This is a genomic window from Streptomyces sp. NPDC020192, from assembly GCF_044388685.1.
In the GTDB taxonomy this organism is placed as follows: domain Bacteria; phylum Actinomycetota; class Actinomycetes; order Streptomycetales; family Streptomycetaceae; genus Streptomyces.
Map to the genome: position 1 here is coordinate 1 of NZ_JBIRXG010000062.1, position 23,676 is coordinate 23,676.

Consider the following 23,676-nt stretch of genomic DNA (forward strand, 5'->3'; position numbering starts at 1 on the left):
TGGTGGACCGGCTCGCCATGCTCTGACACACCATCCCGGCGGACACGCGGCCGGGGCCCTCGGACCCCGCCGCCGCCTGCCCACGGCATCGCCTCTGGTCACGCGCGTCGGCACCACGCAGCCGCAGACCGCCGGGGCCCGCCGCCTGAGCGCCGCGTCATGTGCCGGTGCCCTCGTCGTCCTCGTCGAGGTGGACGGTCGCCGGGTCACGCAGTGGGCGCAGGCGCGTGACCTGGCTCAACGCCGTCAACGACCAGGTCGCCGGAGCGGCGCGATGGTCGTGCGCGGCACCCCGCGCGACAGCCTCTACACCCTGGACACCCTGCTGAACCTCGACGGCGGCGTGCGCCGGGAGATGGTGGCGACCGACAACGCGTCGTACTCGGACATGGCGTTCGGCCTGTACAAGATGCTCGGCTTCCGCTTCGCCCCACGCTTCCGCGACCTGGCCGACCAGCGGTTCTGGCGGGCCGAACTGCCCGAGGGCGAGGAGCCGGCCGACGGGTACGGGCTGCTGGAGGACGTGGCCTGCAACAAGGTCAACCTGAAGAAGATCGCCACGCACTGGCCGGACATGCTCCGGGTGGCCGGGTCGCTCATCACCAACCAGGTCCGGGCCTACGACCTGCTGCGGATGTTCGGCCGCGAAGGGCACCCGACCCCGCTGGGGGCCGCGTTCGCCGAGTACGGGCGCATCGACAAGACCATGCACCTGCTCGCCCTGGTCGACCCGGTCGATGACACCTACCGGCGTCTGATGAACCGGCGGCTCACCGTGCAGGAATCCCGCCACTGCCTCGCCCGCGCGATCTGCCAAGGACGAAGACGTCGCCCGCCTCTCCCCGCTCAAGGACCGGCACATCAACTTCCTGGGCCGCTGCCTGTTCAACGTCAAAGCCAGCGGTCCCGGACAGGACAGGGCCGGCGCCGCTTCCGGGACCCGGACGCCTCCGAGGACGACGAGGATTGACGGCTGACACACCCGACCGACCTGGCCGCTCGTTGCGCCCCGCGGGGGGCCTGGCACCCGATTTGTTGTGACGCAGTCGCGGCAGACGTCACAACAAGTCGGGTGCACTCTCCTGGGCGGGATCCTTGGATGCCGGGTGATCTGGACCGCCGGCCGGGGCGGCGGCACGCAGCGCCGCTTCGACCCGGCGGTTGCTGGTCATGGATGCCGTGACGGTCGTCATCGCCAGGAGGAGGCCGGCGGCGGCGTAGAGCGGGGTGCGGATGTCGTAGGTGGTGGCCAGCCAGCCGCCGAGGAAGGCCCCGACGGGGGCGGCGCACATGGCCAGCATGCGGGAGGTGGAGGCGACCCGGCCCATGAGGTGGGCGGGGACGATCGCCTGCCGGAGGGAGGGCCCGAGCACCATCGTGGCGCCCATGCCGGCCCCGCAGACGGCGAGCGCCAGCCCGGCGACGTACGGGTTCGGAGCAGCGGCCAGGCCCAGGATGGCGAGCCCCTCGACGGCGGCTGTGCAGGTCAGTGCGATGCCGGTGCCGAGTCGTCGGCCGAGGTAGGAGGCGATGCCTGCACCGAGCAGGCCGCCGGTGGCCTCCGCCGTGAGGAGCAGGCCGAAGCTGTAGGTGTCGATGCCGAGGCGGTCGTGCGCGAAGAGGGCGAGGACGGTCTCCACAGCGAGGAAGGCGACGTTCCCGACCGCCGGGCGGAGCGCGAGCCCGAGCAGCACCCGGTCCCGGAAGACGTACGAGGCCCCGGCCCGCGCCTGCCGAAGCAGCGACTCGCGGACCTCCGGCACGGGCCGGGGCATGGCGGGCAGCGTACGTACGAGCAGTGCGCAGAGCATGAACGACACCGCGTCGGTGAGCAGCGGAACCGCCCGCCCGAGCGCGAGCAGCGCACTGCCCGCAGGCGGCCCCGCGAAGCCGGACATGGCGGTCTGGGCGCCGCGCAGGCGGGAGTTGGCGCGCTCCAGGAGTGCGGGGTCGCGGCGGAGCAGATCCGGCAGATAGGCCGTGGCGGCCGTGTCGAAGAAGAGTCCGCCGAGGCCGAGCAGGAAGGCGACGGCCGCGAGCAGCGGAATGCTCAGCACGTCGAGGGCGGCCGCCGCCGCGGGTATCGCGAGCAGCACCGCACGTGCCGTGTCCGCGACCCACATCGTGCGCCGGCGGTCCCAGCGGTCCACCAGCGCACCGCCGAGCACCCCGAAGAGCAGCCACGGCAGCGTTCCCGCGGCCGTGACCACGGCCAGCGCCATCGGATCCCGCGTCAACGTCAACGCGAGCAGCGGCAGCGCGGCATGCGTCACCCCGTCACCGAGCGAGGAGATCGTCTGCGCGCTCCACAGCCGTCCGAACCCGGTCGGCAACTTCCGGACGTCTGAGGTCACTTGGCGCCCCCTTCGGCCTGCTCACGCGGTGCCGGGCGGAACAGTGCGAAGACGAGTGACGCGTCCGGCAGCGACGGATCGGACAGCTCCCGGTACTCGTCCGCCAGTGCCTGCAGCCGCGCCCCCAGCTGCGCGAACTGCTCGTCGGTGAGCCGCAGATGCGCCATCTTCACGTGCCGCTGATCCACCGGCGACGCCTCCAGGTCCGCCACCGCATGGCGCATCAGCACGTCCGGCCCTCCCTCGCCCGGATCCGGCAGCGCGATCGACCGCGCGGCCATCGCGTAGTACCGCTCGGTGACGCCCCGCACCTTCCGTGTCCGTACCACCTTCACCAGGCCGGCCCGCTCCAGCAGCCGTACGTGGTAGCTGGAACTCCCCTTCGCAAGGCCCACCCGCTCGGCGATCTGCGTGATCGTCGCGGGTTCGAAGCGGAGCGCGGCCATGATCCGGTGGCGCGTGAGATTGGAGACGGCGCGCAGCTGCTCGTCCGTGGTGACGTGAAACGTCTCGGGAAGATCATCGGTAGGCATACGAGCAATGGTCAACGATTCTTGACCATTGCGCAAGGGGATTTCGCGCGGGCTCCCAGAATCTGCTGTCCGGCGCGGAGACCTCGGGCGTTCAAGAACCCCGGACCGCCGTTTTCTGACACGATCCGGGGCCATGACGACCACTCAGGAGTCAGCGCACGGCGCGGACGCGCTCGTTGCCGAGCCGCTCGTGTGCACCGAGGTCAAAATCGGGTACGCCCGGGTGTCGACCGGGGGGCAGGAACTGGAGCGGCAGCTCGACGCGCTCACCGCCGCCGGGTGCCGGAAGATCTTCGCGGACATGAAGTCCGGGAAGGACGCGCTCCGTCCCGAGCTGAAGGCGTGCCACGCGTTCCTCGACGCGGGCGACACGCTTGTCGTCCCTCGCTCGACCGCTACGGCCGCAGCCTCCAAGACCTCATCAACATGGTCGCCGAGCTGCGCGAACGCGGCATCGGCTTCACCTCGCTGCACGAGAACCTGGACACCACCACCCCCGGCGGTCGACTCGTCTTCCACGTCTTCGCCGCGCTCGCGGAGTTCGTTCGCGAACTCGTCGTCATCGGCACCAAGGAGGGTCTCGTCATCGCCCGCGCCCGCGGCCGGGTCGGCGGACGCCCCGGCGTCGCCACCGAGGAGATCATCCGGGCCGCCCGTGACCTGCTGCCCGACCCGGGCCGCTCGATCACCTCGATCGCCGAACTGCTCGGCGTCTCGCCGGGCACGCTCTACAACCACATCCCGGACCTGCGCGAGCTGCGCGCCGGCGCAGTGCCCCGCCAGTCCGCCCGCCCTTCGGGCGCGACGGCCGTTTGTTCACAGGCTCTGAGCTGAACCGCTGACGGGGTGGTTCCGGAATACGCCAGAGACCTGCCTTCTGCCAGCGGCAGAACACCGGCCCGACCGGGCTCGACGATCACTACAGTCCAGGCTCATGACGACGGTTACAACGCGCACGATCGAATACGCGGCCGACGGCCTGACGATGATCGGGCATCTCGCGCTCCCGGCCGGTGTCGACCGCCGGCCCGTGGTCTTGGTCGGCCCCGAGGGGGTGGGGCTCAGCGACGTCGAGCGCCGCCGGGCCGATGTGCTCGCCGAGCTGGGATACGTGGCCCTGGCCTTCGACCTCCACGGCGGGCGCTATTTGGGCGACCCTGAGGAGATGTTGGCCCGTTGCATGCCGCTGCTCGCTGACCCCGACCGGATGCGAGGCATCGGCCACGCGGCGCTCGACGTGCTCCGCGCCGAGCCGCGGACCGACCCGGACCGGATCGCCGCCGTCGGCTACGGTACCGGGGGCGCAATCGCGCTGGAACTCGGGCGCGACGGCGTCGACCTGCGCGCGATCGCGACAGTCAACGGACTGACCACGGGCCGACCAGGCGAGACGGCGCGCATTCACTGCCCGGTGTGGGCCGGGGTCGGGTCGGAAGACCCGATCATGCCGCCCGCACAACGGGACGCATTCACTGCCGAGATGCAGGCTGCGGGCGTTGACTGGCGCCTCGTGGTCTACGGCGGCGCCTTGCACGCCTTCCATCACCCGCCGGTCGACCACATCGTGCTTCCTGGGGTCGGTTTTCACCCTCAGCACGCGCAGCGGGCTTGGCGGGACGTCGTCGACCTGCTCGCCGAGTGCCTGCCCATAACGGAGTGATCTGGTCGGCAACCACGATCCCGGACCGCAAACCAAGCCGGTCGACCGGGGCTTTTCGGCAACCCGCGAGCGTGCGTGCCGGACGCCGCTGGGCAGATGGGGGTTTGTTCACAGGCTCTTAGCTTGTTCTCTAACCTCGGTTTCGGCCATGGCGGGGTGGTCGGCGGGCCTGAGCGTGAGCGATCGAATCGGGATGCGCCGATCTGCAAGGCAGTTGCATACTCACCGCATGGCCTTGTTCTCTGGGCGGTTCCGGGATCCGCGCAGCACCGAGTACGACTTCATAAGCTTGATCATTGTGCGGTGTCCTGGTTGTGAGAAAGCCGCTCGTGTCGTTACAGCACCCGAGGACTCTGATCCCGACGGTCGGATCCTGTTCAGGCCGCGACGTCTGGTCTGTCGTGGCTGCGGGCTGTCTCGAGTGTGGAGCGGCCGTCGTGTCGGGCTCTCTGCCGGCACGGCTCACCCCGCGACGGATCCGTACTTCGGCATGCCCTTGTGGCTCCAGGTTGAGACCCGGCACGGGTGGTTGTGGGCGTACAACCTCGAACATCTCGACTTGATCCGTCGTTTCGTCCAGGCATCGCTGCGGGAACGAGCGCCGTGGTATGACACCGGGCAGAAGATGACGTTGGTGGCCCGTCTTCCGGCATGGATCAAGCGGGCGAAGAACCGGGACGAGATCCTGCGTGCCGTCAGCCGCATCCAGGCCTCGCTGGTTGCCGCCTGAACCTGCTCATCGGCGTTCGAACATCACTCGAATTTGATCTCTGGTTGGGCTGTTCAACGGACACGCCGGCGGCCTCCGCGCGATCATGTACTCCGACCAAAGAGGCACTTGACCAGTGCGAAGACCGTAAGGGTGAGTCTGCTGTCTGATGCTGTTCCGGCGGAGGCGTTCGCGAACGCCTCACGCTTTCGGGACGACTTATTCGACTGTCTGACCGCGTGCGGGGACGAACTGTTCGAGCTCGTCGACGCCTTGCTGTGCGCGGACGGTCCGGTGACCTCGCCGGTGGACCTCACGCTGGTGGCCGAACACAGGCGCGGGCATGGCGCGATGTACGAGGCGTTGAACCACGGGAACGTGGACGTATCCCGGCTACGGCAGGTGCTGGCCGGTCTGCAGATGCCGCGGGCCGCCGACGGCCGCCTGGTCCCGGCGGTCGACGTCGGCAACTGGCTCCGCCCCGACGCCCCGACCAGCGCGGACCGCCTGTTCTGCCACGTCTACGGCCGCAGCGGCCGGTCCTCGGACCCGTTCGTGCCCGGCTGGCCGTACTCGTTCGTCGCCGCCCTCGAATCGGGCCGGACGTCCTGGTGTCAGCTCCTGGACGCCGTTCGTCTCGGGCCCGAGGACGACGTCGCCGAGGTCACCGCCACCCAACTCCGCCGTGTGGTCACGGACCTGATGGAGATGGGCCGCTGGCACGTCGGTGACCGCGACATCCTCATCGTCTTCGACGCCGGCTACGACGCCCCGCGCATGGCTCATCTCCTCGACGGCCTCCCGGTCGAGGTACTGGGACGGATGCGCTCCGACCGCGTCATGCGACGGCCCACGCCCTCGCTCAAGGAGTACGCCTCGGCCTATCCCCAGGGCGGGCGACCCCCGAAGCACGGCAAGGAGTTCCGCTTCACCAAGCCCGAGACCTGGGGCGAGCCGGACGCGGCAACCGTGCAGGTCACCGACCGGTACGGCTCCGCCCGCGCGATGTCCTGGGACCGCATCCACCCCCGCCTGACCACCCGCTCCGCGTGGATCGACCACGTCGGCGAACTCCCCATCATCGAAGGCACGCTGATCCGTCTCCAGGTCGACCGCCTGCCCGGCGGAGGTGACCCGCTCCCGCTCTGGCTCTGGTCGTCCGCCACTGGCCTGAACAGCGAGGACGTCGACGTGCGCTGGCAGGCGTTCCTGAGAAGGTTCGACATCGAGCACCTCTTCAGGCTGATGAATCAGACCTTCGGGTGGACCCGTCCGAAGCTGCGAACCCCCGAGGCCGGCGAGCGCTGGACCTGGCTGATCATCGCCGCGCACACCCAGATCCGCCTTCAGCGCGGGGCCGCCGCCGACTTGCGGCGGCCGTGGGAGAAGCCCGCCGAGCTTGGCCGGCTCACCCCGGCCCGAGTCCGCCGGGGGTTTCGGAACCTCCGCCCGCACCTGCGTTGTCCGGCCCGCGCGCCGAATCCCTCAACTCCCGGACTGGGACGGCAACTTGGCTCCAAGAACCGGCGGCCCGCCACCCGCTACGACGTGGCAAGACCGTGAATCGACCCGAGAGCATCATCGAACGAAACCGACTCAGACCATCAAGAACAAGCTTGGGCGGTCACACCAGTAAACCGTTGGCTACAGGCCCGCGATCCAGGGGTGTCCCGGGTGTACGCGGGCGAGTAGCTCGGCCAGGGTCTCGCGCTGAGCCGAGGTCATGCGCGGGAAGGTCGCCTCGAAGTCTGTTTGATCCTTTCGGCGGGCGTGCTTGGCCTTGAACAGCAGGACCAGTTCGGGCGCCAGATACGGGATGCCGTCCTGGGTGTGATGGACGATGTCGCTGTAGGGAAGCCGGATCCTCTCGTCGCGTCGGCAGATCCAGGTGCCGCCTTCGTGCGGTTCGCGGAACACGTCGAGCAGGTAGCTTCCGGTGGCCGGATCGCGGAGCCATGTCTGGTGCACGGCGGCCAGCACCTCCGGTGTGGCGTCCTCCCAGATCCGGCCGCTGCCTACAGTGTCGAAGACGTATCCGGGGAAGCGGTGGCGGACCTCGGGAAAGCTCGCGGCCGGAATCGCGATCTCGATGTCCCCATGAGCGCGCGTCTGCGTGCCGCGGAACAAGTCCAGCGCCCAGCCCGCGGCCACGCACCAGGGCGTGCTGATCCCGGCCAACCGCTGCGCGACCTCACTCGGGGTCCAGCATGATGACCACCTGGCGGGGAGGGCTTCGATCTCGTCGGGTGACAGATCGATGCCGCCGCTGGGTAGTTTCTCGCTCACCGAAGGAATCTATCAGCGGACTCGAAGGGTCCCTGGCCGTAGTCGATGAAGGCGATGAACGAGTCCTGGAGTTGTACGCCGCTGGCGATCACAGCCGGTCACCAGCGGGCTGGGTTCCTCGGGGAACCGGCGACAGTTGAATACGCGAGCCCACCAGTACCGGGGCCGATCGAGGCCGCCAGCGCCGGTCCGTTCGCAGCCTCGCAGTTCATCGGGAGCAATGCCATGGACCCACACGGCGACAACTACGGGCAGCGTTCGCGCGCAGCACCCCCGCCTCGCCGAGCACGTACAGCTGCGAGCAGGCTCGGCAGCTGCACTGCCGGCCGTCACAGGTGGGCGCGACGCTTGAGCGTGGCAAGGTCCCCGTGGAATACGTCCAGGCAGACTTCGGGGCCGATGCCGTCGGCAGTGCCGTCCTCGCTGTACTGCCAGAAGTCCCAGCCCGAGCCGCCGGGCAGCGGCGACGGCTCGGCGGAGCCGGATTTGTAGCGAGCGAGGCGTACCGGGTAGTTCGCCAGGGCCTTGGTGCCGCCGAGACAGTCGTCGACGAAGGACCGTCGTGCGTACAGGGTGGGCGTCTCACCGGTCTCGGCGCGGACCCGGTCCATGAAGTCCGTCACCTGCTGCACGGTCAGGTGGTGCCCATCCTGGACGCACTGCTCCATGTCCAGTTCCGGCGCGAGCTCTCCTGGGTGGGTACCGGTGAATCCGTACTTGTGGATGGTCTTGAGGAAGAACTCCGCCTGACTCGTGCCGGACTCGCTTGCGTCGAGGTAGTGGTAGGCGGTGCGGATCAGGCCGACGGAGGCGGCTCCGGCCAGGTCCCTGCCGAGCCAGGGGTCCTCGTGGTGCTCGCCCTGGGTGGCCTTGATCGAGATGAACTGTTCGTGGGCGGCGAGAGCGGTCCAGTCGAAGGGGCGGCCGCCACGGGTGTCGTGGTTCTGGTGGTAGGTGTCCACCCCGTGTACGGGGTAGGTCCCTGGGTCAGACGCCGTTGCGGGCGCAAGGCCGACGCAGGACAGCAGGAGCGTCAGTATGGCGGCAGCACCGGTGCGACGGGGCTTCGGCATGGTGGCGCCTCCAGGTGGGCGGGTGGCCGGGTGGGTGGGCACACGGGTAACGACGCGGGGCAGCCGAAGGAACGGAAGGCGTGCTGCTGAGCGCTTCCACCCATGCGGGTAGACGGGTGTTGTCCGTTGTCTTTGCAGGTCAGGCAACGGACAACCGGTGGACCGGGGTTCGGCACGTGGCGATGGTGATGACACCGGCGGCATCACGCCGGGTCCACCGAATCCCCTCGCCACAGGAGACAGCTGTGCCCAAGAAGACCTTCCTGCCCACCCTGGTCGCCGCCATCGCACTGCTGGCAACGACCGGCGCGTCGGCCGCCGCAGCCCTTCCCCAGCTCTCCCACCCGCTCTCCCGAGCCGGATCCGCCGTCACGACCGTGATGGAACACGCGGCCGCCCGCTCGGCCGACGCCAGGGACGCCGATGACGCCATCCGCTGGTTCGAGAGCCGCCAGGGAAGCACCGCCTTCGAGGGCCTGTGCGAGCGTGCCGTCCGGCTGGCCTGGGACCGCAACACCCATCACGACACCGCGCTCGGCCACTGGAACAGCGATGACGGTGAGCGTCACGTCGGCGACACCAACCCGCCCAAGGGCGCCTTCGTCTTCTGGCGCACCAGCGACCCCCACGGTCACGTGGGCATCGCCGACGGAGCCGGCGGCTACTGGGCGACCAACGTCCACAGGGCCATCGGGCACTTCACCTCACTCGGTTTCTTCAGCAACTACCTCGGTTGGAAGCCGGGCAACAGCGACTGACCACCCCACGACCCAGACCATCTCTCCCACCCCGAAAGGGAAAACCATGTCGAAGACGATCGTCCGGCTCGCCGCAGCGCTCGCCACAACCGCATGCCTCGCCGCAGCCCCGGCCGCACACGCCATGAACGTCCCGCAGCACGCTGCCGCCCTCGCGCCGACGGCATCCGATCAGGACTGCCCGGACGACACCTTCTGCGTCCACGACGCGCACGGTCACTTCGCCCACTTCCGCGTCGGCTCGAACGACGTGCGCATTCAGCACCTGGAAGGCGGTGCCACCTGGAGCTGGAACCGCACCCAGGCCACGTGGTGCATCTACAACCTGCCCAACCGCGGGGGCCAGAACGCCAAGGTCCGCCCCGGTGGGCAGGGCGGCTCGGGCTTCACCTTCTTCTCCCTGAAGCCCGCCTGGCACGGCTTCTGCGTCTGACCGCACCACGGGATGGCGGGCCGCTGACGATGACCAGCGGCCCGCCACCTTTTCTCCCCATGTCTCGTTGACAGACCGAGCAACGCGGAGTGGACAGTTGATGAGAGCAGCCATGCCCGACGACGGGGACGAGCCACCCCAGACACCTGCCTTCGGCGAAGCCCTCCGAAAGCTTCGGGCCGAGCGGAACATTCCGCTTGGCCGGCTCGCCCAGATGGTGCACTACTCCAAGGGGCACATCAGCCGTGTCGAAAACGGGAAGAAGAACCCCACCCCCGATCTCGCACGCCACTGCGAAGAAGCCCTCGACGCTCACGGACTGCTGCAGCCCCTGGTCCTCCCCTCTCCACGAGAAGCCGAGGACCAGCCGCCGGAGACCGATGGGCCATGTCCGTACCCGGGTCTCGCGGCCTTCCGCGACAGCGACAGCCTCTGGTTCTTCGGCCGCCGCCGGGCGATCGCCGAACTGCTGAATCTGATCGGCGAAACCAGCGAGCCCGTGCTCGTCGTCGGGACATCCGGCGCGGGGAAGACCTCGCTCCTGCACGCCGGCCTCGTCCCCGCAGCTCGACGCGGCGACCTGTGCGCACCGGGCGAACCACCCATGACCGTGATCCGGCTCACCCCGACCACCACCCCTCGAGCCGAACTCCACGCACACTGCGACCAGGCAGACACCCCAACCGGCAGCACGCAGCTACTCGTCGTCGATCAGTTCGAGGAACTCTTCACCCTCTGCACCGATCCCACCGAGCGCACCGACTTCATCAACGAGCTCTGCGCCCTCGCAGCAGCGGGCACCCGCGTCGTCCTCGGCGTCCGCGCCGACTGCTACGCCTTGTGCCTCAACCACCCTCCACTACGCCGGGCCGCCCAGCACGGGCAGCTCGCCCTGGGCGCGATGACCGAGGAGGAACTGCGGGAAGCCATCACCGGACCAGCCAGGGCGGCCGGCCTCGAACTGGAGCCAGGACTGGTCGACCGCCTGCTCGCCGACCTCGGTGCCCCGCACGGCAACGGCGATCCGGGTGCCCTGCCGCTGCTCGCCCACACCCTGCGCGCCGTCTGGCAACAACGGACGGGCCGCACCCTCACTCTCTCCGGCTACGAGCTGATCGGCGGCGTCCACGGTTCCATCGCCGCCAGCGCCGAGCGAGCCTGGACCCGCCTGGCCCACGACCCCGGCACCCAACGCCAAGGCCGCCAGATCCTGCTCCGACTGGTCCACGTCGGTGAGGACACCGACGACTTCCGCCGCCGCGTACTGCGACAACAGCTCCTGGCCAGCGCGCCCGATGCCGATGCCGCTCTGCAGCTCCTGGAGAACTTCGCCGCCGCCCGACTGGTCACCCTCGGACGCGACACGGTCGAAATCACCCACGAGGCACTGCTGCGCGCCTGGCCGCGACTGCGCGGCTGGCTCGACGAGGACCGGGCCGGCCTCCGCATCCACCAGCAACTGGTCAACGACGCCGCGACCTGGTCCGCAAACGACCAGGACCCCTCACTCCTTTACCGAGGCACCCGGCTGGCGGTGACTTCTGAATGGGCGGAAGAACACGGCGACCGCATGGGGCTGGCCCCCGCCTGCACCGACTTCCTCCGCGCCGGTCAGGCAATGCAACAGGCCACTGCGCAGGCCGAGCGCCGCACCGCCCGCCGCCTTCGGCAACTCGTCGCCGCGCTCAGCGCGCTCCTTCTGGTCGCGCTCGTTGCAAGCACCGGATTCTTCGTGCAGCTGCGCCGTGCCGACGCCGAACGGCAAGCCGCCGTCAGCGCCGAACTCGCCGCCCGCTCGGCCGCCCTCGCCGACCGCCAGCCGGCGGCCTCCGCTCTTCTGGCCCTCACCGCGTTCAACCTCGCCCCCACCAGCCAGGCCCGCTCCGCCCTGCTCAGCACCCAGGCGCAGTACTACGCCGGGCATTCCGACTACCCGGGCGCGGCCTTCGGACTCGCCTTCAGCCCCACCCAGCCGTTGGTGGCCGTCACCGGAACCGCCGACGGGGTACGCGTCTACGACGCCCGCACCCACAGGGAAATGCCCGGCTTCGATGGCCCCACCGGGACGCAGTTCGGTCTGGCCTTCAGCCACGACGGCCGGACCGTGGCCACCGCCGGTGGCGACGGCACCGTCCGGCTGTGGGACGTAGCCGGACGACGCCGGCGGGATGTCCTTCGTGCCGACGGCAAGCAGAAGCGCATCCGCAGGCTGGCGTTCAGTCCCGACGACACCACCCTTGCCGCTGTCGGCGACGGGCAGGATGTCGCACTGTGGAAGCCGGCCACCGGCTCGCGGCGCACCCTGAGCGGCCATGGAGGGCGTCAGGTCAACGGCGTCGCCTTCAGCCGCACCGGCCTCCTCGCCACGGCAGGTGACGACGCCACCATCCGCCTGTGGAACCTGAAGGACGGCAGTTCCAAGGTCCTGCGAGGCCATCACAGCACTGCAGAACGTGTCGCCTTCAACCCGCAGGGGACCGTGCTCGCCTCCACGTCCGACGACGGCACGGTGCGCCTGTGGAATCCGGACACCGGTGAGTGCACCGCAGTCCTCACCGGCCACACCGGCCACGTGTACGAGCCGGCCTTCTCCCCTGACGGCACCAGCCTCGCCGCCGGCAGCGACGACAACACCATCCGTGTCTGGGACATCGCCTCCCGGACCACCACCGCCGTACTCGCCGGGCACCTCGACGCCGTCTACGCCCTCCGCTTCAGCCCGGACGGCCGCACCCTCGCCAGCACCGGCTCGGACCACTCCGTGATCTGGTGGAACCTCGGGCAGGCTCTGCTGGCCACCCATCCGTCCAATCCGCAGCAAGCCCTCGCTTACGCACCGCACAGCCACACCCTCGCGACCGCCGGCGTCGACGGCACCATCCGGCTCTGGGACACCGACTCCGGCCGACTGCGCCGAACCCTCTCCGGCCACGACGGCCGGGTCAACGGCCTCGCCATCAGCCCCGACGGAAAGCTGCTCGCCTCGGCGGGGGAGGACAAGACCGTCCGCCTGTGGCGCCTGAAGGACGGCGCCCCACTTCCGCCCCTCCCCGGTCACACAGACCCTGTCCGGACGGTCGCCATCAGCCCGAACGGCCGTCTGCTGGCCTCCGCCGGAGACGACAACACGATTCGGATGTGGCAACTGCCCAACGCGAGACCGCTGCCGGCACTCACCGCACACACCACCACAGTCCGCGCGTTGGCCTTCAGCCCCGACAACAGCACGCTCGTCTCCGGCGACAACTACTCCACCGTGTACGTCTGGGACCTGAAGACGCGTCATCACAGGCAACTGACGGGCACCCGCAGAGAAGTCCTGACGCTGGCGTTCACCCGAGACGGCCACATCCTCGCCGCTGCGGGAAACTCCGCCCAGGTCACCCTCTGGGAGACCCGCCACTACCACCTGATCCGCACCTTGCCCCGGCAGAGCAACACCATCCACGCCATCACCTTCAGCCCCGACGGCTCCGTCGTGGTGGCCGCAGACGAAGACGGCACCATCGAAATCCGCGACACCCGATCCGGCACCCTGGTCGCGACCCTGTCCGGGCACACCGGATCCGTCAACGCCTCGGCCTACGATCCCGCCGAAGCCCACACTCTCGCAACGGCCAGCAGCGACGGCACCGCACGCATCTGGCGCCTCGACCCGGAACACGTGATCAACCAAGACTGCCCGCTCATCACCAGCCTGCTGAACCGGGACACGTGGCAACAGCTCGTCCCTGAGATCCCCTTCAGGAGGATCTGCGGTCATCAGCATCCTGACTGAGAAGCACGCGGGGCGGGCAGACGATGGGGGAGTGGGTCTGCCCGCCCCTGCGTGCGTGTTCGCCCAACGGGGGAAATGAGCGAACATCACGGGACCGCGTTCGCCGGTCCATCGGATACAGCGCACGGGGCGCCGCGGACGTCACACACGCGATCAGGCCTCGGACGGCAAACCTGATGGGCCCATGCTGTTCCTCCGGCAGCCTCCCAGGCCACGGCGGGGGCGGCGGGTGGGGGCTCAGGGGACGAGGACGCGGGCGCGGCAGGCCGAGGGGGTGCCCCATGCGTTGCGGAGGGGCCGGGCTTTACGGATCCACAGGGAGAGGTCCAGCTCCTCGGTGTAGCCGACGGCCCCGTGGAGTTGCAGGGCGGTGCGGGCCGCCGCGTAGGCCGCCTCGCCGGCGGAAACCTTCGCCGCGGCGATCTCCCGGCCCGCGGCCGGATGCGCGGTGGCCAGCGCGAGGGCCGCGGCGTGCAGCAACGGCTGGGCGAACTCCAGGGCGATGAACGTGTCGGCGAGCCGGTGCTTGACCGCCTGGAAGGATCCGATGGCGACCCCGAACTGGGTGCGCTGCCGGGCGTAGTCGACGGTTCGCGCCAGGAGGGCGTGACCCAGCCCGAGGGCCTGGGCGGCCGTGGCCAGGGCCGCGACGTCGGCGGCGTGCACGGCCGCGGCGATCACCTCGGGCCCCCGGGTCAGGACGGTTCCGCCGTGCGGCCGGGCCAGGCGCCGGGCCGGGTCGAGGGACGGCTGGACCGGCCCGTGCCCCTCGGCCACCCGCAGCGAGTCGCCGTCGATGACGAACACGGCGTCGGACGCGTCCGCGTCCAGGGCGTAAGGGCTGCTCACTCCCGGGGCGCACAGTGAGACGACGGCCTTGCCGGAGGCGATCTGCGGCAGCCACGTCCGCGTCACGTCACCGTCGCCCAGGCGGTCGAGGAGGGCGGCCGCGGCCACCGTCTCCACCAGCGGCCCCGGCACCGCGTGGCGGCCCAGCTCGCAGAAGGCGACGGCGAGTTCGACGGGGAGCGGGCCGAGCCCGTCGTGCTGCCCCGGCACCGCGAGGGCGAAGACGCCGGCCTCGGCCAGGCGGGCCCACAGGGCGCGGCCGGGTGCGGTGTCCCCGGCCGCCCAGGCCCGTACGACCGCCGGGGTGCCGGCCGCCTCCAGCAGGCTGTCCAGAGTGCGGCCGAACTCCCGCTGCTCGTCGTCGAGGAGGAACCGCATCACCGGCGTCCCTTCGGCAGGCCGAGCAGCCGCTCGGCGATGATGTCGCGCTGGATCTCGTTGGTCCCGGCGTAGATGGGACCGGCGAGGGAGAAGGTGTGACCCTCGGCCCAACTGCCGTGGGCGGGGGCCTCCTGGGCGCCGTCGGCGAGTTCCCCGTACGGGCCGAGCAGGTCGAGGGCGGTCTCGTGGAGCGCGATGTCCAGCTCCGACCAGAAGACCTTGTTCAGGCTGGACTCCGCGCCGATCGGTCTCCCCGCGGTGATGCGCGAGGCCCCTGCGTAGGTGAACAGCTGGTAGGCGCGGGCGCCGACCACCGCGTCGGCCACCCGGTCGCGCAGTGCGGTGTCGCTGGGGTCGGCCCGGTCGTGCCACAGGGTGGTGAGGCGGTCGGCGGCCGCGGTGAACCGGCCGGGGCTGCGCAGGGTGAGCCCGCGCTCGTTGCCCGCCGTGCTCATCGCCGCCCGCCAGCCCTGTCCGGGCTCGCCGATGACGTCCTCGTCGGGCACGAAGACCTCGTCGAGGAACAGCTCGGCGAAGGCGGGCTTGCCGTCGAGCCGGCCGATGGGCCGTACGGTCACCCCTTCGGCGTCCAGCGGGAACATCAGGTACGTCAGTCCCTGGTGGGGCTTCGGGGTGTCCGGGTCGCTGCGGAAGAGGCCGAAGGCCCGGTCGGCGAACGCGGCCCGCGACGACCAGGTCTTCTGGCCGTTCAGGCGCCAGCCGCCGTCGGTTCGTACGGCGGTGGAGCGCAGGCCGGCGAGGTCCGAGCCGGCTTCCGGTTCGGACCAGGCCTGGGCCCAGATCACCTCGCCGCTCGCCATGGGCGGCAGGATCCGGGCGCGCTGCTCGTCCGTGCCGTGCTCGAAGAGGGTGGGGGCGAGGAGGTTGATGCCGTTCTGGCTGACGCGGCCGGGCGCGGCGGCGGCGTAGTACTCCTCCTCGAAGATCAGCCATTGCAGGATCGAGGCGCCCCGGCCGCCGTACTCCTCGGGCCAGGAGACCACCGACCAGCGGTCGGCGAACAGCGTGCGCTCCCACTCCCGGTGGGCCGCGAAGCCCTCCGCTGTCTCCAGGGAGGGCAGCGGGGTGTCCGGGACGCGAGCGGTGAGCCAGGCGCGGACCTCGGCGCGGAAGGCGTCCTCCGCGGCCGTGAAGTCCAGGTCCATCAGGCCTCCTTCGTCCCGGCCGCCTTCATGGCGCGGACGTCCATGCCGCCGAGGGAGTCCTGGGCGGTCTCGGCGTTGTGGGCGTGGGCGAGGTGGTGCAGTCCGAACACGGAGTCCAGCCCGGCGTGCATTCCCTGAAGATCTTCGGCCTGGTTGACGGCGCGCTTGGTCAGTGCCAGGCCCATGCGGGGCATCCGGGCGATCCGTTCCGCCAACTCCATGGTGCGAACGGCTAGTTCGGCGCGCGGGACGACCCGGTTGACCATCCCGATCTCGTACGCCCGCCGGGCGCTCATCCGGTCGCCGGTGTAGAGGAACTCCTTGGCGATCCGCGGCGGCATCACCCACGGGTGGGCGAAGAACTCGACTCCGGGGATGCCCATCCGCACCACGGGGTCGGCGAAGAAGGCGTCGTCGGAGGCGACGATCAGGTCGCAGACCCAGGCGAGCATCAGCCCGCCCGCGACACACGCGCCCTGCACCGAGGCGATCACGGGCTTGGGCAGCTCGCGCCAGCGGCGGCACATGCCCAGGTAGACCTCGGACTCGCGGGCGAAGCGGCTTTCGGCGCCTGCCTTGTCCGAGTGGTCCCACCACAGCCCGGCCCTGCGGTCGAACGGCAGGTGGGCGTCGCGCTCGGGGGTGCCGATGTCGTGCCCGGCGGAGAAGTGCTCTCCCGCACCGGCGAGGACGACGACCTTGACCTGGTCGTCGTCGGCCGCGCGGTAGAAAGCGCGGTCCAGGGCGTACGTCATCGCGGAGTTCTGGGCGTTGCGGTAGTCGGGCCGGTTCATGGTGACGGTCGCGACCGGGCCCCGCTTCTCGTAGAGCACCGGGCCGTCGGGCGTCGCCTCGGCCTCGTCGCGGGCAGCGGACATCAACCCCTCCTTCCCTAACAAGTGTTTGGTAGGTTAACGTACCGTCATGAGCAGCGTCGAGGAGTTCCGCACGGAGATCCGCGCCTGGCTGCTGGCCAACCTCACCGGCGAGTTCGCGGACCCGCGCGGGCGCGGCGGGCCGGGACGGAAACAGGAGGCCTTTGCCGAACGCCTGGCCTGGGAGCGGCACTTGGCGGCCGCGGGGTGGACCTGCGTCGGGTGGCCGAAGGAGTACGGCGGCCGGGGCGCGCCCCTGGAGCAGCAGGTCGCCTTCCACGAGGAGTACGCGCTCGCGGACGTCCCCGCCCGCGTGAACCACGTCGGCGAGCAGCTCCTCGGACGGGGCGGAGTGGGTGATGACGGGGCAGAAGACCTGGACCTCCCTCGCGCACGAGGGCCTGAGTGGGCCTGGAGACCATCCGGTTCAACGCCCTGCGCATGCTGGAGGGCGGCGCGGCCGGAGCCCGGGCCCCGATGACCGACTGGCAGCGGCTGTTCCTGTTCTCCCGCTCCGACACCGTCTACGCCGGGTCGAACGAGGTCCAGCGGAACATCATCGCCGAGCGTGTCCTCGGCCTGCCCAGGGAGGCCCACCCATGACCGCGCCGAACACTCCGCCGCCGTACGTCCCCGGCCACGGTCTGCTCGCCGGCCGCACCGCCGTCGTCACCGCCGCCGCGGGCGCGGGCATCGGCGGGGCAACGGTCCGGCGGCTGCTGGAGGAGGGCGCCGGTGTCGTCATCTCCGACGCCCACGCCCGCAGGCTCAAGGAGTCCGAGGCCGAGCTGGCCGCCGAGTTCGGCACCGACCGGGTGACCGGGCTGCCCTGCGACGTGACCGACGAGGCCCAGGTCGGCGCGCTGTTCGACCTCGCCGAAGAGCGACACGGTCGGCTCGACATCGTGGTCAACAACGCCGGCCTCGGCGGCACTGCCGACCTCGTCGAGATGAGCGACGAGCAGTGGGGAAAGGTCCTCGACGTCACCTTGAACGGCACCTTCCGCTGCACCCGCGCCGCCCTGCGCCGGATGAAGACGGCAGGCGGCGGAGGCGTCATCGTCAACAACGCCTCGGTGGTCGGCTGGCGCGCACAGAAGGGCCAGGCGCACTACGCCGCCGCCAAGGCCGGAGTCATGGCCCTGACCCGCTGCGCCGCGCTGGAGGCCGCCGAGTACGGCGTACGCGTCAACGCCGTCTCGCCGAGCCTGGCCATGCACCCGCACCTGGCCAAGGTCACCACCCCCGAGCTGCTGGCGGAGCTGACCGCCCGCGAGGCGTTCGGGCGTTACGCCGAGCCGTGGGAGGTGGCCAACGTCATCGTCTTCCTCGCCAGCGGCTACTCCTCGTACCTGACCGGTGAGGTCCTGTCGGTCAGCAGTCAGCACCCGTGAGGCGAGAACGGCCCGGTGCCGAAGAACAGCAGGAAGACCACGGTGCGTCCGTCCCCTGAGCGGCGTGAGGAACTGCTGGTGACCGCCGCCGAGGTGTTTGCCGCGCAGGGTTACAACGCCACCACCGTCCGCAGGATCGCCGACGCCGCGGGGATGCTCGCGGGCAGCCTCTACTACCACTTCGACTCCAAGGAGTCGATGCTCGACGAGATCCTCTCCACCTTTCTGGACGAGCTGTGGGCCCGGTACGACGCCGTGCTCGCTTCCGGGCTCGGCCCACGGGAGACCCTTGAGGCGCTCGTGACCGAGTCCTTCCGGGAGATCGACCGGCACCGGGCCGCCGTCGCCATCTACCAGAAGGAGTCCAAGCACCTGCGGGACCAGCCGCACTTCCACTATCTCGCCGACTCGCAGGCCAGGTTCGAGGAGGCGTGGCTGGGCACCCTGGAGCGCGGGGTGGCCGCCCAGGCCTTCCGCGCCGACCTGGACATCCGGCTCACCTACCGCTTCGTACGCGACACGGTCTGGGTCGCCGCGTCCTGGTACCGGCCGGGCGGACAGCACAGCCCCGAGGAGATCGCCCGCCAGTACCTGTCGATGGTGCTGGAGGGTATCGCCGTCCGTGCATGACACTGGAAACGTCACCGAAGGAGCAGCAGGCATGTCCGAGGCCTACATCGTCGAAGCGGTACGCACCCCGGTCGGCAGGCGGAACGGCGGGCTCGCCGCCGTCCACCCGGCCGACCTCGGCGCCCATGTGCTGAAGGCGCTGATGGAGCGCTCGGGCGTCGACCCGGCCGCCGTCGAGGACGTCGTCCTCGGCTGCCTGGACACCGTCGGGCCGCAGGCCGGTGACATCGCCCGCACCTGCTGGCTCGCCGCGGGGCTGCCGGAGGAGGTACCCGGCGTGACCGTCGACCGCCAGTGCGGCTCCTCCCAGCAGGCCCTGCACTTCGCCGCCCAGGGCGTGCTCTCCGGCACCCAGGACCTGGTGGTCGCGGGCGGCGTGCAGAACATGTCGCAGATCCCCATCGCCTTCGCCAGCCGCAAGGCGGCCGAGCCGCTCGGGCTGACCGAGGGCCCGTACGCCGGCTCCACGGGCTGGCGCGCCCGCTACGGTGACCAGCCGGTCAACCAGTTCCACGGCGCCGAACTCATCGCGGAGAAGTGGCAGATATCCCGCCGCGACATGGAGGAGTTCGCCCTGCGCTCCCACCAGCGGGCCCTGCGCGCCATCGACGAGGGCCGCTTCGACCGCGAACTCGTCCCCTACGGCGACGTCACCACCGACGAAGGCCCCCGCCGCGACACCAGTCTGGAGAAGATGGCGGCCCTCAAACCGCTGGTCGACGGCGGCAGGCTCACCGCCGCCGTCTCCTCCCAGGTCTCCGACGGCGCCTCGGCGATGCTGCTCGCCTCCGAGCGGGCCGTACGCGAGCACGGGCTCACCCCACGCGCCCGCATCCACCACCTGTCCGTACGCGGCGAGGACCCGATCCGGATGCTGTCCGCGCCGATCCCGGCCACGGCCTACGCGATGAAGAAGTCCGGGATGACGCTCGACGGCATCGACCTCGTCGAGATCAACGAGGCCTTCGCCTCCGTGGTGCTGGCGTGGCTGAAGGAGACCGGCGCCGACCCGGAGAAGGTCAACATCAACGGCGGCGCCATCGCCCTCGGACACCCCCTGGGCGCCACCGGCACCAAGCTCATGACCACGCTGCTGCACGAACTGGAGCGCACCGGCGGCCGCTACGGCCTGCAGACCATGTGCGAAGGCGGCGGCCAGGCCAACGTCACCATCATCGAACGCCTCTGACGTACGACCGACGCACGCACGCGGGCCTTGCGGTGTATCAGGAATACGTCAGCACCGGGACGTCGCGCCAGCGCAAGAGGTGGGCCGGGCGCGGCGCCCCGATCCCGCCGACCCGACCGCGCAACGGCACGATCCGGCTCCGTACGGGCGCGAGGGCCACCGCGTCGAGGGGCTCCGGCAGGCCGGCGTCGGCGGCGATCCGGGCGGGCGGCCGGTCCGTCGTCACGTCCCACCTGACAACCGTCCCACCGGAACCGCCGGACAGATCGGATCCTGCGGAGCATGCCGACTCGCCAGGGACCGTGTCTCGCCACCCAGCGCGTCATCCGGCCTCTCCTTCCCGTCGGGTCGATCGGCTCCAGCACCTGGCGGTCGCGGTCCAGCGCGGTCTCGTCGGTGTCCGGCGGCGACCACGGGACCCGGACGGCCACTGTGTCCGGGCCGGTCCAGGTTCGCCAGACGCGCTCCGCGACCACGCCGCGTTCGCGAGGGCCCGGCAGGTGTTCGTGCGGTAGCCACCGAGGTCACGGACGTTGACCGCCCCGTCGAGCGCGATGTGGCGGACGGTCCCCACATCGTTGCCACGGCGGATGCGGGCACCACGCATGAGACCAACTCCAGGAGTTTTCCCTGGGCGGGGCCGTGACCTGTGGAAACGTCGACTGTGGCGCGTCTGGCCTGGGAAATCACCCCTCCGTAGTTCTCACGTGTTCACGGGGTTCCCCGGCCTCATGTGCGCTGGATGCGTGGGCGTTCCAGCGCTTCTCGACCTTGGCCAGGCGCCAGTAGGCGATGGCCACCGCCCACACGATGACGAACAGGCCGGCGATGACGTAGCCGACGTTGTCCAGGTTCAGGCCGGCGATCCAGCCGGTGACGTCGTCGGTCAGGCCGAGCTTGTCGTGCAGGACGCCGACCAGTTCGATCGTGCCGACGAAGAAGGCGACGGCGATGGACAGGCCGGTGATGGTGAGGTTGTAGAAGACCTTGCGGACGGGGTTCGAGAAGGCCCACTGGTAGGCGAAGTTCATGAAGGTGCCGTCGAGTGTGTCGAAGAGGCTCATGCCGGCGGCGAAGAGCAGGGGCAGGCACAGGACCGCGTACCAGGGCAGCCCGGCGGCCGCGCCGTTGCCGGCCAGGGCGAGGAGCAGCACCTCGGTCGAGGTGTCGAAGCCGATTCCGAACAGGAAGCCGAGCGGGAACATCTGGCCCGGCCGGCGGACGGACTTGGTGAGCCGGCCCAGGATGCGGTTCATGAAGCCGCGCGAGTTGAGGTGCGCCTCCAGCTCGGCCTCGTCGTACTGCCCGGCGCGCATGGCCTTGAAGACGCGGGCGATGCCGAACAGCGCCGCGAGGTTGAGGGCGGCGATGAGGTACAGGAAACCGCCGGAGACCGTGGTGCCGACGGTGCCCAGAACTTGGTGGGTCCGGGAGCCGTCGTTCATCAGGGCGCCGGCGAGTTGCGCGCCTCCCGCGACCAGGGCGGCCATGACGACCACCACGCTGGAGTGGCCGAGTGCGAACCAGAAGCCCACCGACACCGGTCGCTTGCCGTCGGCCATGAGCTTGCGGGTGGTGTTGTCGATCGCGGCGATGTGGTCGGCGTCGAAGGCGTGCCGCATACCGAGGGTGTAGGCGGTGATGCCGAGGCCGACCCCGAACGCCTTGCTACCGACCTCATAGTGATGCGGGATCACAAGCACGAAGAGGATCCCGAAGGCCGCCACATGCAGAGCGACGATCACGGTCAGCAGACCCGCGGTTCGGATGGTGTCCTCGCGTCGCCAGCGGAAGGACGTGGTGGCGGCGGTCTCGGGCACGCCTGAGGACACGGTCATTCGGTCACGCTCCAGCACCTCGTGGATCAGCTTCGTGATGCCGTGGCCGGTCTCCTGGCTGACGGGTCGACGCACCCGCCCCTGCCTTCCCGGCCGCGAGGCCAGTGGCAATGCGTGGGGCGGAAACTTCCCGATCACAGTGGCGAGGGCCGCTCCGGACTGAGCCCCCTGAGGGGCCGTCACCGGTCTTCCCGAACACCACGGCCCGTCCACCCTAGAGTGCCGCGGTCAAGGGCTGCAAGGCTGCACAACTATGCAGGTGTGAGCGGGAATGGCGATGGCTGGGATGATGAGGCCATGCATCTCGTCCCCGCGGAACGCGCCGGGCAGCGGACCATCGACGGCCACCGGGTCTGCGATGCCATCGCGGCCGTCGGCGAGCCCGAGCGTGTACGCGCCTGGGCCGATCGGTTCTCCCTGCTCTCCGATCCCGGACGCCTCTCCCTGCTGCTCGCCCTCCACGAGGCCGGTCCCATCGCCGTCTCGGACCTCGCCGTTGCCACCGGTATGCGGGACACCGCGGTCTCCCAGGCGCTCCGCCTCCTGCGCGCCGCGGGCGTCGTCGAGGGCGACAAGGACGGCAGGATCGTGCGCTACCGGCTCGTCGACGGCCCGGTTTCCGCATTGCTGGAACACTGCGCGTCCCACGACACGGGCACCGACGGCACACCGCCCCACTAGATCACTACGCCACGCTCGTTCGGTTGATCACCGGTGCCGGCCGAAGTCGTCGGTCATAACGATCCGGCGGTCGGTCGAGGCGCTCGGGTGATGAACAACTGGGGACAGCCCAGTCGCAGTTGCCGCAGAGGGGCGTCACGGGCTGCAGTCCGTTGGTCTCGGTCATGCTGCTACACCTTCGTGAGTGTGAGGATGCGGCGCGCGGCGGACGGCAGGTGTGCCGCTCGCGTTTCCTCGGCGCTCCCAACGCTTCTTTTTCGCCGGGGCGGCCGGGAACTGAGCGGTGGTCGGGTGTGACTCGTAGAGAGAGCGGGTGCATCGGGTGGTTCGCGGGCGGTGGTGCGCATGCGTGGGCGAGCGCGGAGATCGTGCGGCCGCGTGGCAGCATCTGATGCCGTGAAGGTGTCCCTGGTGGTGCGAAGCGTGCGCGCGGCGGTGTTCGCCCTGCTGTGCGTGCTGCTCGCCGCCGGGGGACATGCGCTGGCCACGGGTGCGGCACCGCCGGTGTGGGTGCAGGTCGCCGCGGTCGTGCCGGTCTTCGTGGTCGGCTGTGTACTGGGCGGCCGGGAGCGGTCACTGGGTGGGATCGGTGCCGCGATGCTCGGACGGTGACTTGACTGCAGGCATGGCGCAACTAGTTCCCCCTGAGAACCGCCGACGAATCGAATCGAGGCGGATCGTGCTGTGCGTGTGCGCCGCGTCTTCGGACGTTTTCGTGACTGATCGCCTGTGCGAAGCGCGGCTACCCAGGATCGTGGCTCACTACGTGTGGCGCCACAAGCACTGAGCGTTTTCCAACCTCACGCTGACGCATGGTGAAGGACCAGGACGGCTTTCACGACGTCGGTGATCGGTTGGTGCTGCAGCGAAGTTTCCGCAGGAGGCGCCAGCCTTCGAGGGTGGCCATCGCCTGCTCGCCGACACAGCGGATCTTGGCGTGTGGTGTTGTGGCGGCGCTTCCATCGCTTCAGACGGCGGCCTCGAAACGGCACCCGACAAGGTCGCCGGCGCCTTGATACGCCCTATCGGCCCAGCACCTGAGCCCCGCATCGGCGAGGGCTTCGATGATCCCGTGTTGTCGTGCGGCGG

19 protein-coding genes, 5 pseudogenes and 1 riboswitch are annotated in these 23,676 nt (G+C 70.2%); of the genes and pseudogenes, 14 read left to right on the forward strand and 10 right to left on the reverse strand.

Annotated features, from left to right (window positions below; all coding sequences use genetic code 11):
- Nucleotides 1–221: 221 nt before the first annotated feature.
- Nucleotides 222–826, forward strand: a pseudogene (locus ACH47Z_RS45200) (Tn3 family transposase); the annotation flags it as partial.
- Between the two features lie 232 nt (nucleotides 827–1,058).
- On the opposite strand, the gene ACH47Z_RS45205 reads toward ACH47Z_RS45200, so the two are convergent.
- Both ACH47Z_RS45205 and ACH47Z_RS45210 read right to left on the reverse strand, forming a co-directional pair.
- Nucleotides 1,059–2,354: an MFS transporter gene (locus ACH47Z_RS45205; protein ID WP_399085864.1), complete on the reverse strand. Its 1,296-nt coding sequence runs from the start codon at nucleotides 2,352–2,354 to the stop codon at nucleotides 1,059–1,061.
- Nucleotides 2,351–2,887, reverse strand: a complete 537-nt coding sequence (locus tag ACH47Z_RS45210) for an ArsR/SmtB family transcription factor (RefSeq protein WP_399085867.1) — start codon at nucleotides 2,885–2,887, stop codon at nucleotides 2,351–2,353. The genes ACH47Z_RS45205 and ACH47Z_RS45210 overlap by 4 nt, the downstream gene beginning before the upstream one ends.
- A gap of 133 nt (nucleotides 2,888–3,020) precedes the next feature.
- On the opposite strand from ACH47Z_RS45210, the pseudogene ACH47Z_RS45215 reads away from it, so the two are divergent.
- The 4 genes and pseudogenes from ACH47Z_RS45215 to ACH47Z_RS45230 all read left to right on the forward strand — a co-directional run.
- Nucleotides 3,021–3,721: pseudogene (locus tag ACH47Z_RS45215) on the forward strand (recombinase family protein).
- A 100-nt stretch (nucleotides 3,722–3,821) separates the two neighbouring features.
- On the forward strand, nucleotides 3,822–4,547 hold the full coding sequence (locus ACH47Z_RS45220) for a dienelactone hydrolase family protein (RefSeq protein WP_399085870.1): 726 nt from the start codon (nucleotides 3,822–3,824) through the stop codon (nucleotides 4,545–4,547).
- Between the two features lie 229 nt (nucleotides 4,548–4,776).
- Nucleotides 4,777–5,277 carry a hypothetical protein gene (locus tag ACH47Z_RS45225; RefSeq protein ID WP_399085873.1) on the forward strand — a complete coding sequence of 167 codons (501 nt, stop codon included), beginning with the start codon at nucleotides 4,777–4,779 and terminating at the stop codon, nucleotides 5,275–5,277.
- Nucleotides 5,278–5,409: 132 nt separating this feature from the next.
- Nucleotides 5,410–6,860, forward strand: a pseudogene (locus ACH47Z_RS45230) (NF041680 family putative transposase); the annotation flags it as partial.
- Nucleotides 6,861–6,900: 40 nt separating this feature from the next.
- On the opposite strand, the gene ACH47Z_RS45235 reads toward ACH47Z_RS45230, so the two are convergent.
- Together ACH47Z_RS45235 and ACH47Z_RS45240 are read right to left on the reverse strand one after the other, a co-directional pair.
- Nucleotides 6,901–7,542, reverse strand: a complete 642-nt coding sequence (locus ACH47Z_RS45235) for a nucleotidyltransferase domain-containing protein (protein ID WP_399085876.1) — start codon at nucleotides 7,540–7,542, stop codon at nucleotides 6,901–6,903.
- A gap of 329 nt (nucleotides 7,543–7,871) precedes the next feature.
- Nucleotides 7,872–8,504, reverse strand: coding sequence for a glycoside hydrolase family 25 protein (locus ACH47Z_RS45240; protein WP_399085879.1), 633 nt, complete (start codon nucleotides 8,502–8,504; stop codon nucleotides 7,872–7,874).
- A gap of 356 nt (nucleotides 8,505–8,860) precedes the next feature.
- Between ACH47Z_RS45240 and ACH47Z_RS45245 the strand changes: the two genes are divergently transcribed.
- The 3 genes from ACH47Z_RS45245 to ACH47Z_RS45255 all read left to right on the forward strand — a co-directional run bounded on the left by ACH47Z_RS45245 (nucleotide 8,861) and on the right by ACH47Z_RS45255 (nucleotide 13,584).
- On the forward strand, nucleotides 8,861–9,373 hold the full coding sequence (locus tag ACH47Z_RS45245; RefSeq protein WP_399085882.1) for a hypothetical protein: 513 nt from the start codon (nucleotides 8,861–8,863) through the stop codon (nucleotides 9,371–9,373).
- A gap of 46 nt (nucleotides 9,374–9,419) precedes the next feature.
- Entirely contained in the window at nucleotides 9,420–9,806 is a 387-nt protein-coding gene (locus ACH47Z_RS45250) for a peptidase inhibitor family I36 protein (protein WP_399085885.1), read from the forward strand.
- A gap of 112 nt (nucleotides 9,807–9,918) precedes the next feature.
- Entirely contained in the window at nucleotides 9,919–13,584 is a 3,666-nt protein-coding gene (locus tag ACH47Z_RS45255; protein ID WP_399085888.1) for a helix-turn-helix domain-containing protein, read from the forward strand.
- 237 nt (nucleotides 13,585–13,821) lie between these two features.
- Here ACH47Z_RS45255 and ACH47Z_RS45260 read toward each other — a convergent pair whose 3' ends face one another.
- The 3 genes from ACH47Z_RS45260 to ACH47Z_RS45270 are packed head-to-tail and all read right to left on the reverse strand — an operon-like array spanning nucleotide 13,822 to nucleotide 16,858.
- Nucleotides 13,822–14,811 (reverse strand): acyl-CoA dehydrogenase family protein, encoded by a 990-nt coding sequence (locus ACH47Z_RS45260; protein ID WP_399085891.1) that lies wholly within the window; start codon nucleotides 14,809–14,811, stop codon nucleotides 13,822–13,824.
- Complete coding sequence (locus ACH47Z_RS45265; protein ID WP_399085894.1) at nucleotides 14,811–15,980, reverse strand: acyl-CoA dehydrogenase family protein; 1,170 nt, start codon at nucleotides 15,978–15,980, stop codon at nucleotides 14,811–14,813. The genes ACH47Z_RS45260 and ACH47Z_RS45265 overlap by 1 nt, the downstream gene beginning before the upstream one ends.
- Nucleotides 15,980–16,858: an enoyl-CoA hydratase gene (locus ACH47Z_RS45270; protein ID WP_399085897.1), complete on the reverse strand. Its 879-nt coding sequence runs from the start codon at nucleotides 16,856–16,858 to the stop codon at nucleotides 15,980–15,982. The genes ACH47Z_RS45265 and ACH47Z_RS45270 overlap by 1 nt, the downstream gene beginning before the upstream one ends.
- A gap of 46 nt (nucleotides 16,859–16,904) precedes the next feature.
- Between ACH47Z_RS45270 and ACH47Z_RS45275 the strand changes: the two are divergent.
- From ACH47Z_RS45275 to ACH47Z_RS45290, 4 genes and pseudogenes are all read left to right on the forward strand, one after another.
- Nucleotides 16,905–17,458: pseudogene (locus tag ACH47Z_RS45275) on the forward strand (acyl-CoA dehydrogenase family protein).
- Nucleotides 17,455–18,249, forward strand: coding sequence for an SDR family oxidoreductase (locus ACH47Z_RS45280; protein ID WP_399085900.1), 795 nt, complete (start codon nucleotides 17,455–17,457; stop codon nucleotides 18,247–18,249). Before ACH47Z_RS45275 ends, ACH47Z_RS45280 begins: the two are co-directional and overlap by 4 nt.
- Nucleotides 18,250–18,264: 15 nt before the next feature.
- Nucleotides 18,265–18,879 (forward strand): TetR/AcrR family transcriptional regulator, encoded by a 615-nt coding sequence (locus ACH47Z_RS45285; RefSeq protein ID WP_399085903.1) that lies wholly within the window; start codon nucleotides 18,265–18,267, stop codon nucleotides 18,877–18,879.
- A 31-nt stretch (nucleotides 18,880–18,910) separates the two neighbouring features.
- Nucleotides 18,911–20,068 (forward strand): acetyl-CoA C-acetyltransferase, encoded by a 1,158-nt coding sequence (locus ACH47Z_RS45290; RefSeq protein WP_399085906.1) that lies wholly within the window; start codon nucleotides 18,911–18,913, stop codon nucleotides 20,066–20,068.
- Between the two features lie 37 nt (nucleotides 20,069–20,105).
- On the opposite strand, the gene ACH47Z_RS45295 is transcribed toward ACH47Z_RS45290, so the two are convergent.
- Nucleotides 20,106–20,294, reverse strand: coding sequence for a hypothetical protein (locus ACH47Z_RS45295; RefSeq protein WP_399085909.1), 189 nt, complete (start codon nucleotides 20,292–20,294; stop codon nucleotides 20,106–20,108).
- A 460-nt stretch (nucleotides 20,295–20,754) separates the two neighbouring features.
- Nucleotides 20,755–21,906 (reverse strand): HoxN/HupN/NixA family nickel/cobalt transporter, encoded by a 1,152-nt coding sequence (locus ACH47Z_RS45300; protein WP_399085912.1) that lies wholly within the window; start codon nucleotides 21,904–21,906, stop codon nucleotides 20,755–20,757.
- Nucleotides 21,907–21,932: 26 nt separating this feature from the next.
- Nucleotides 21,933–22,124, reverse strand: a riboswitch (cobalamin riboswitch).
- A 79-nt stretch (nucleotides 22,125–22,203) separates the two neighbouring features.
- Here ACH47Z_RS45300 and ACH47Z_RS45305 point away from each other — a divergent pair.
- Nucleotides 22,204–22,587: an ArsR/SmtB family transcription factor gene (locus ACH47Z_RS45305; protein WP_399085915.1), complete on the forward strand. Its 384-nt coding sequence runs from the start codon at nucleotides 22,204–22,206 to the stop codon at nucleotides 22,585–22,587.
- 378 nt (nucleotides 22,588–22,965) lie between these two features.
- On the forward strand, nucleotides 22,966–23,199 hold the full coding sequence (locus ACH47Z_RS45310; protein ID WP_399085918.1) for a hypothetical protein: 234 nt from the start codon (nucleotides 22,966–22,968) through the stop codon (nucleotides 23,197–23,199).
- Between the two features lie 188 nt (nucleotides 23,200–23,387).
- On the opposite strand, the pseudogene ACH47Z_RS45315 reads toward ACH47Z_RS45310, so the two are convergent.
- Nucleotides 23,388–23,676: pseudogene (locus ACH47Z_RS45315) on the reverse strand (transposase family protein); the annotation flags it as partial.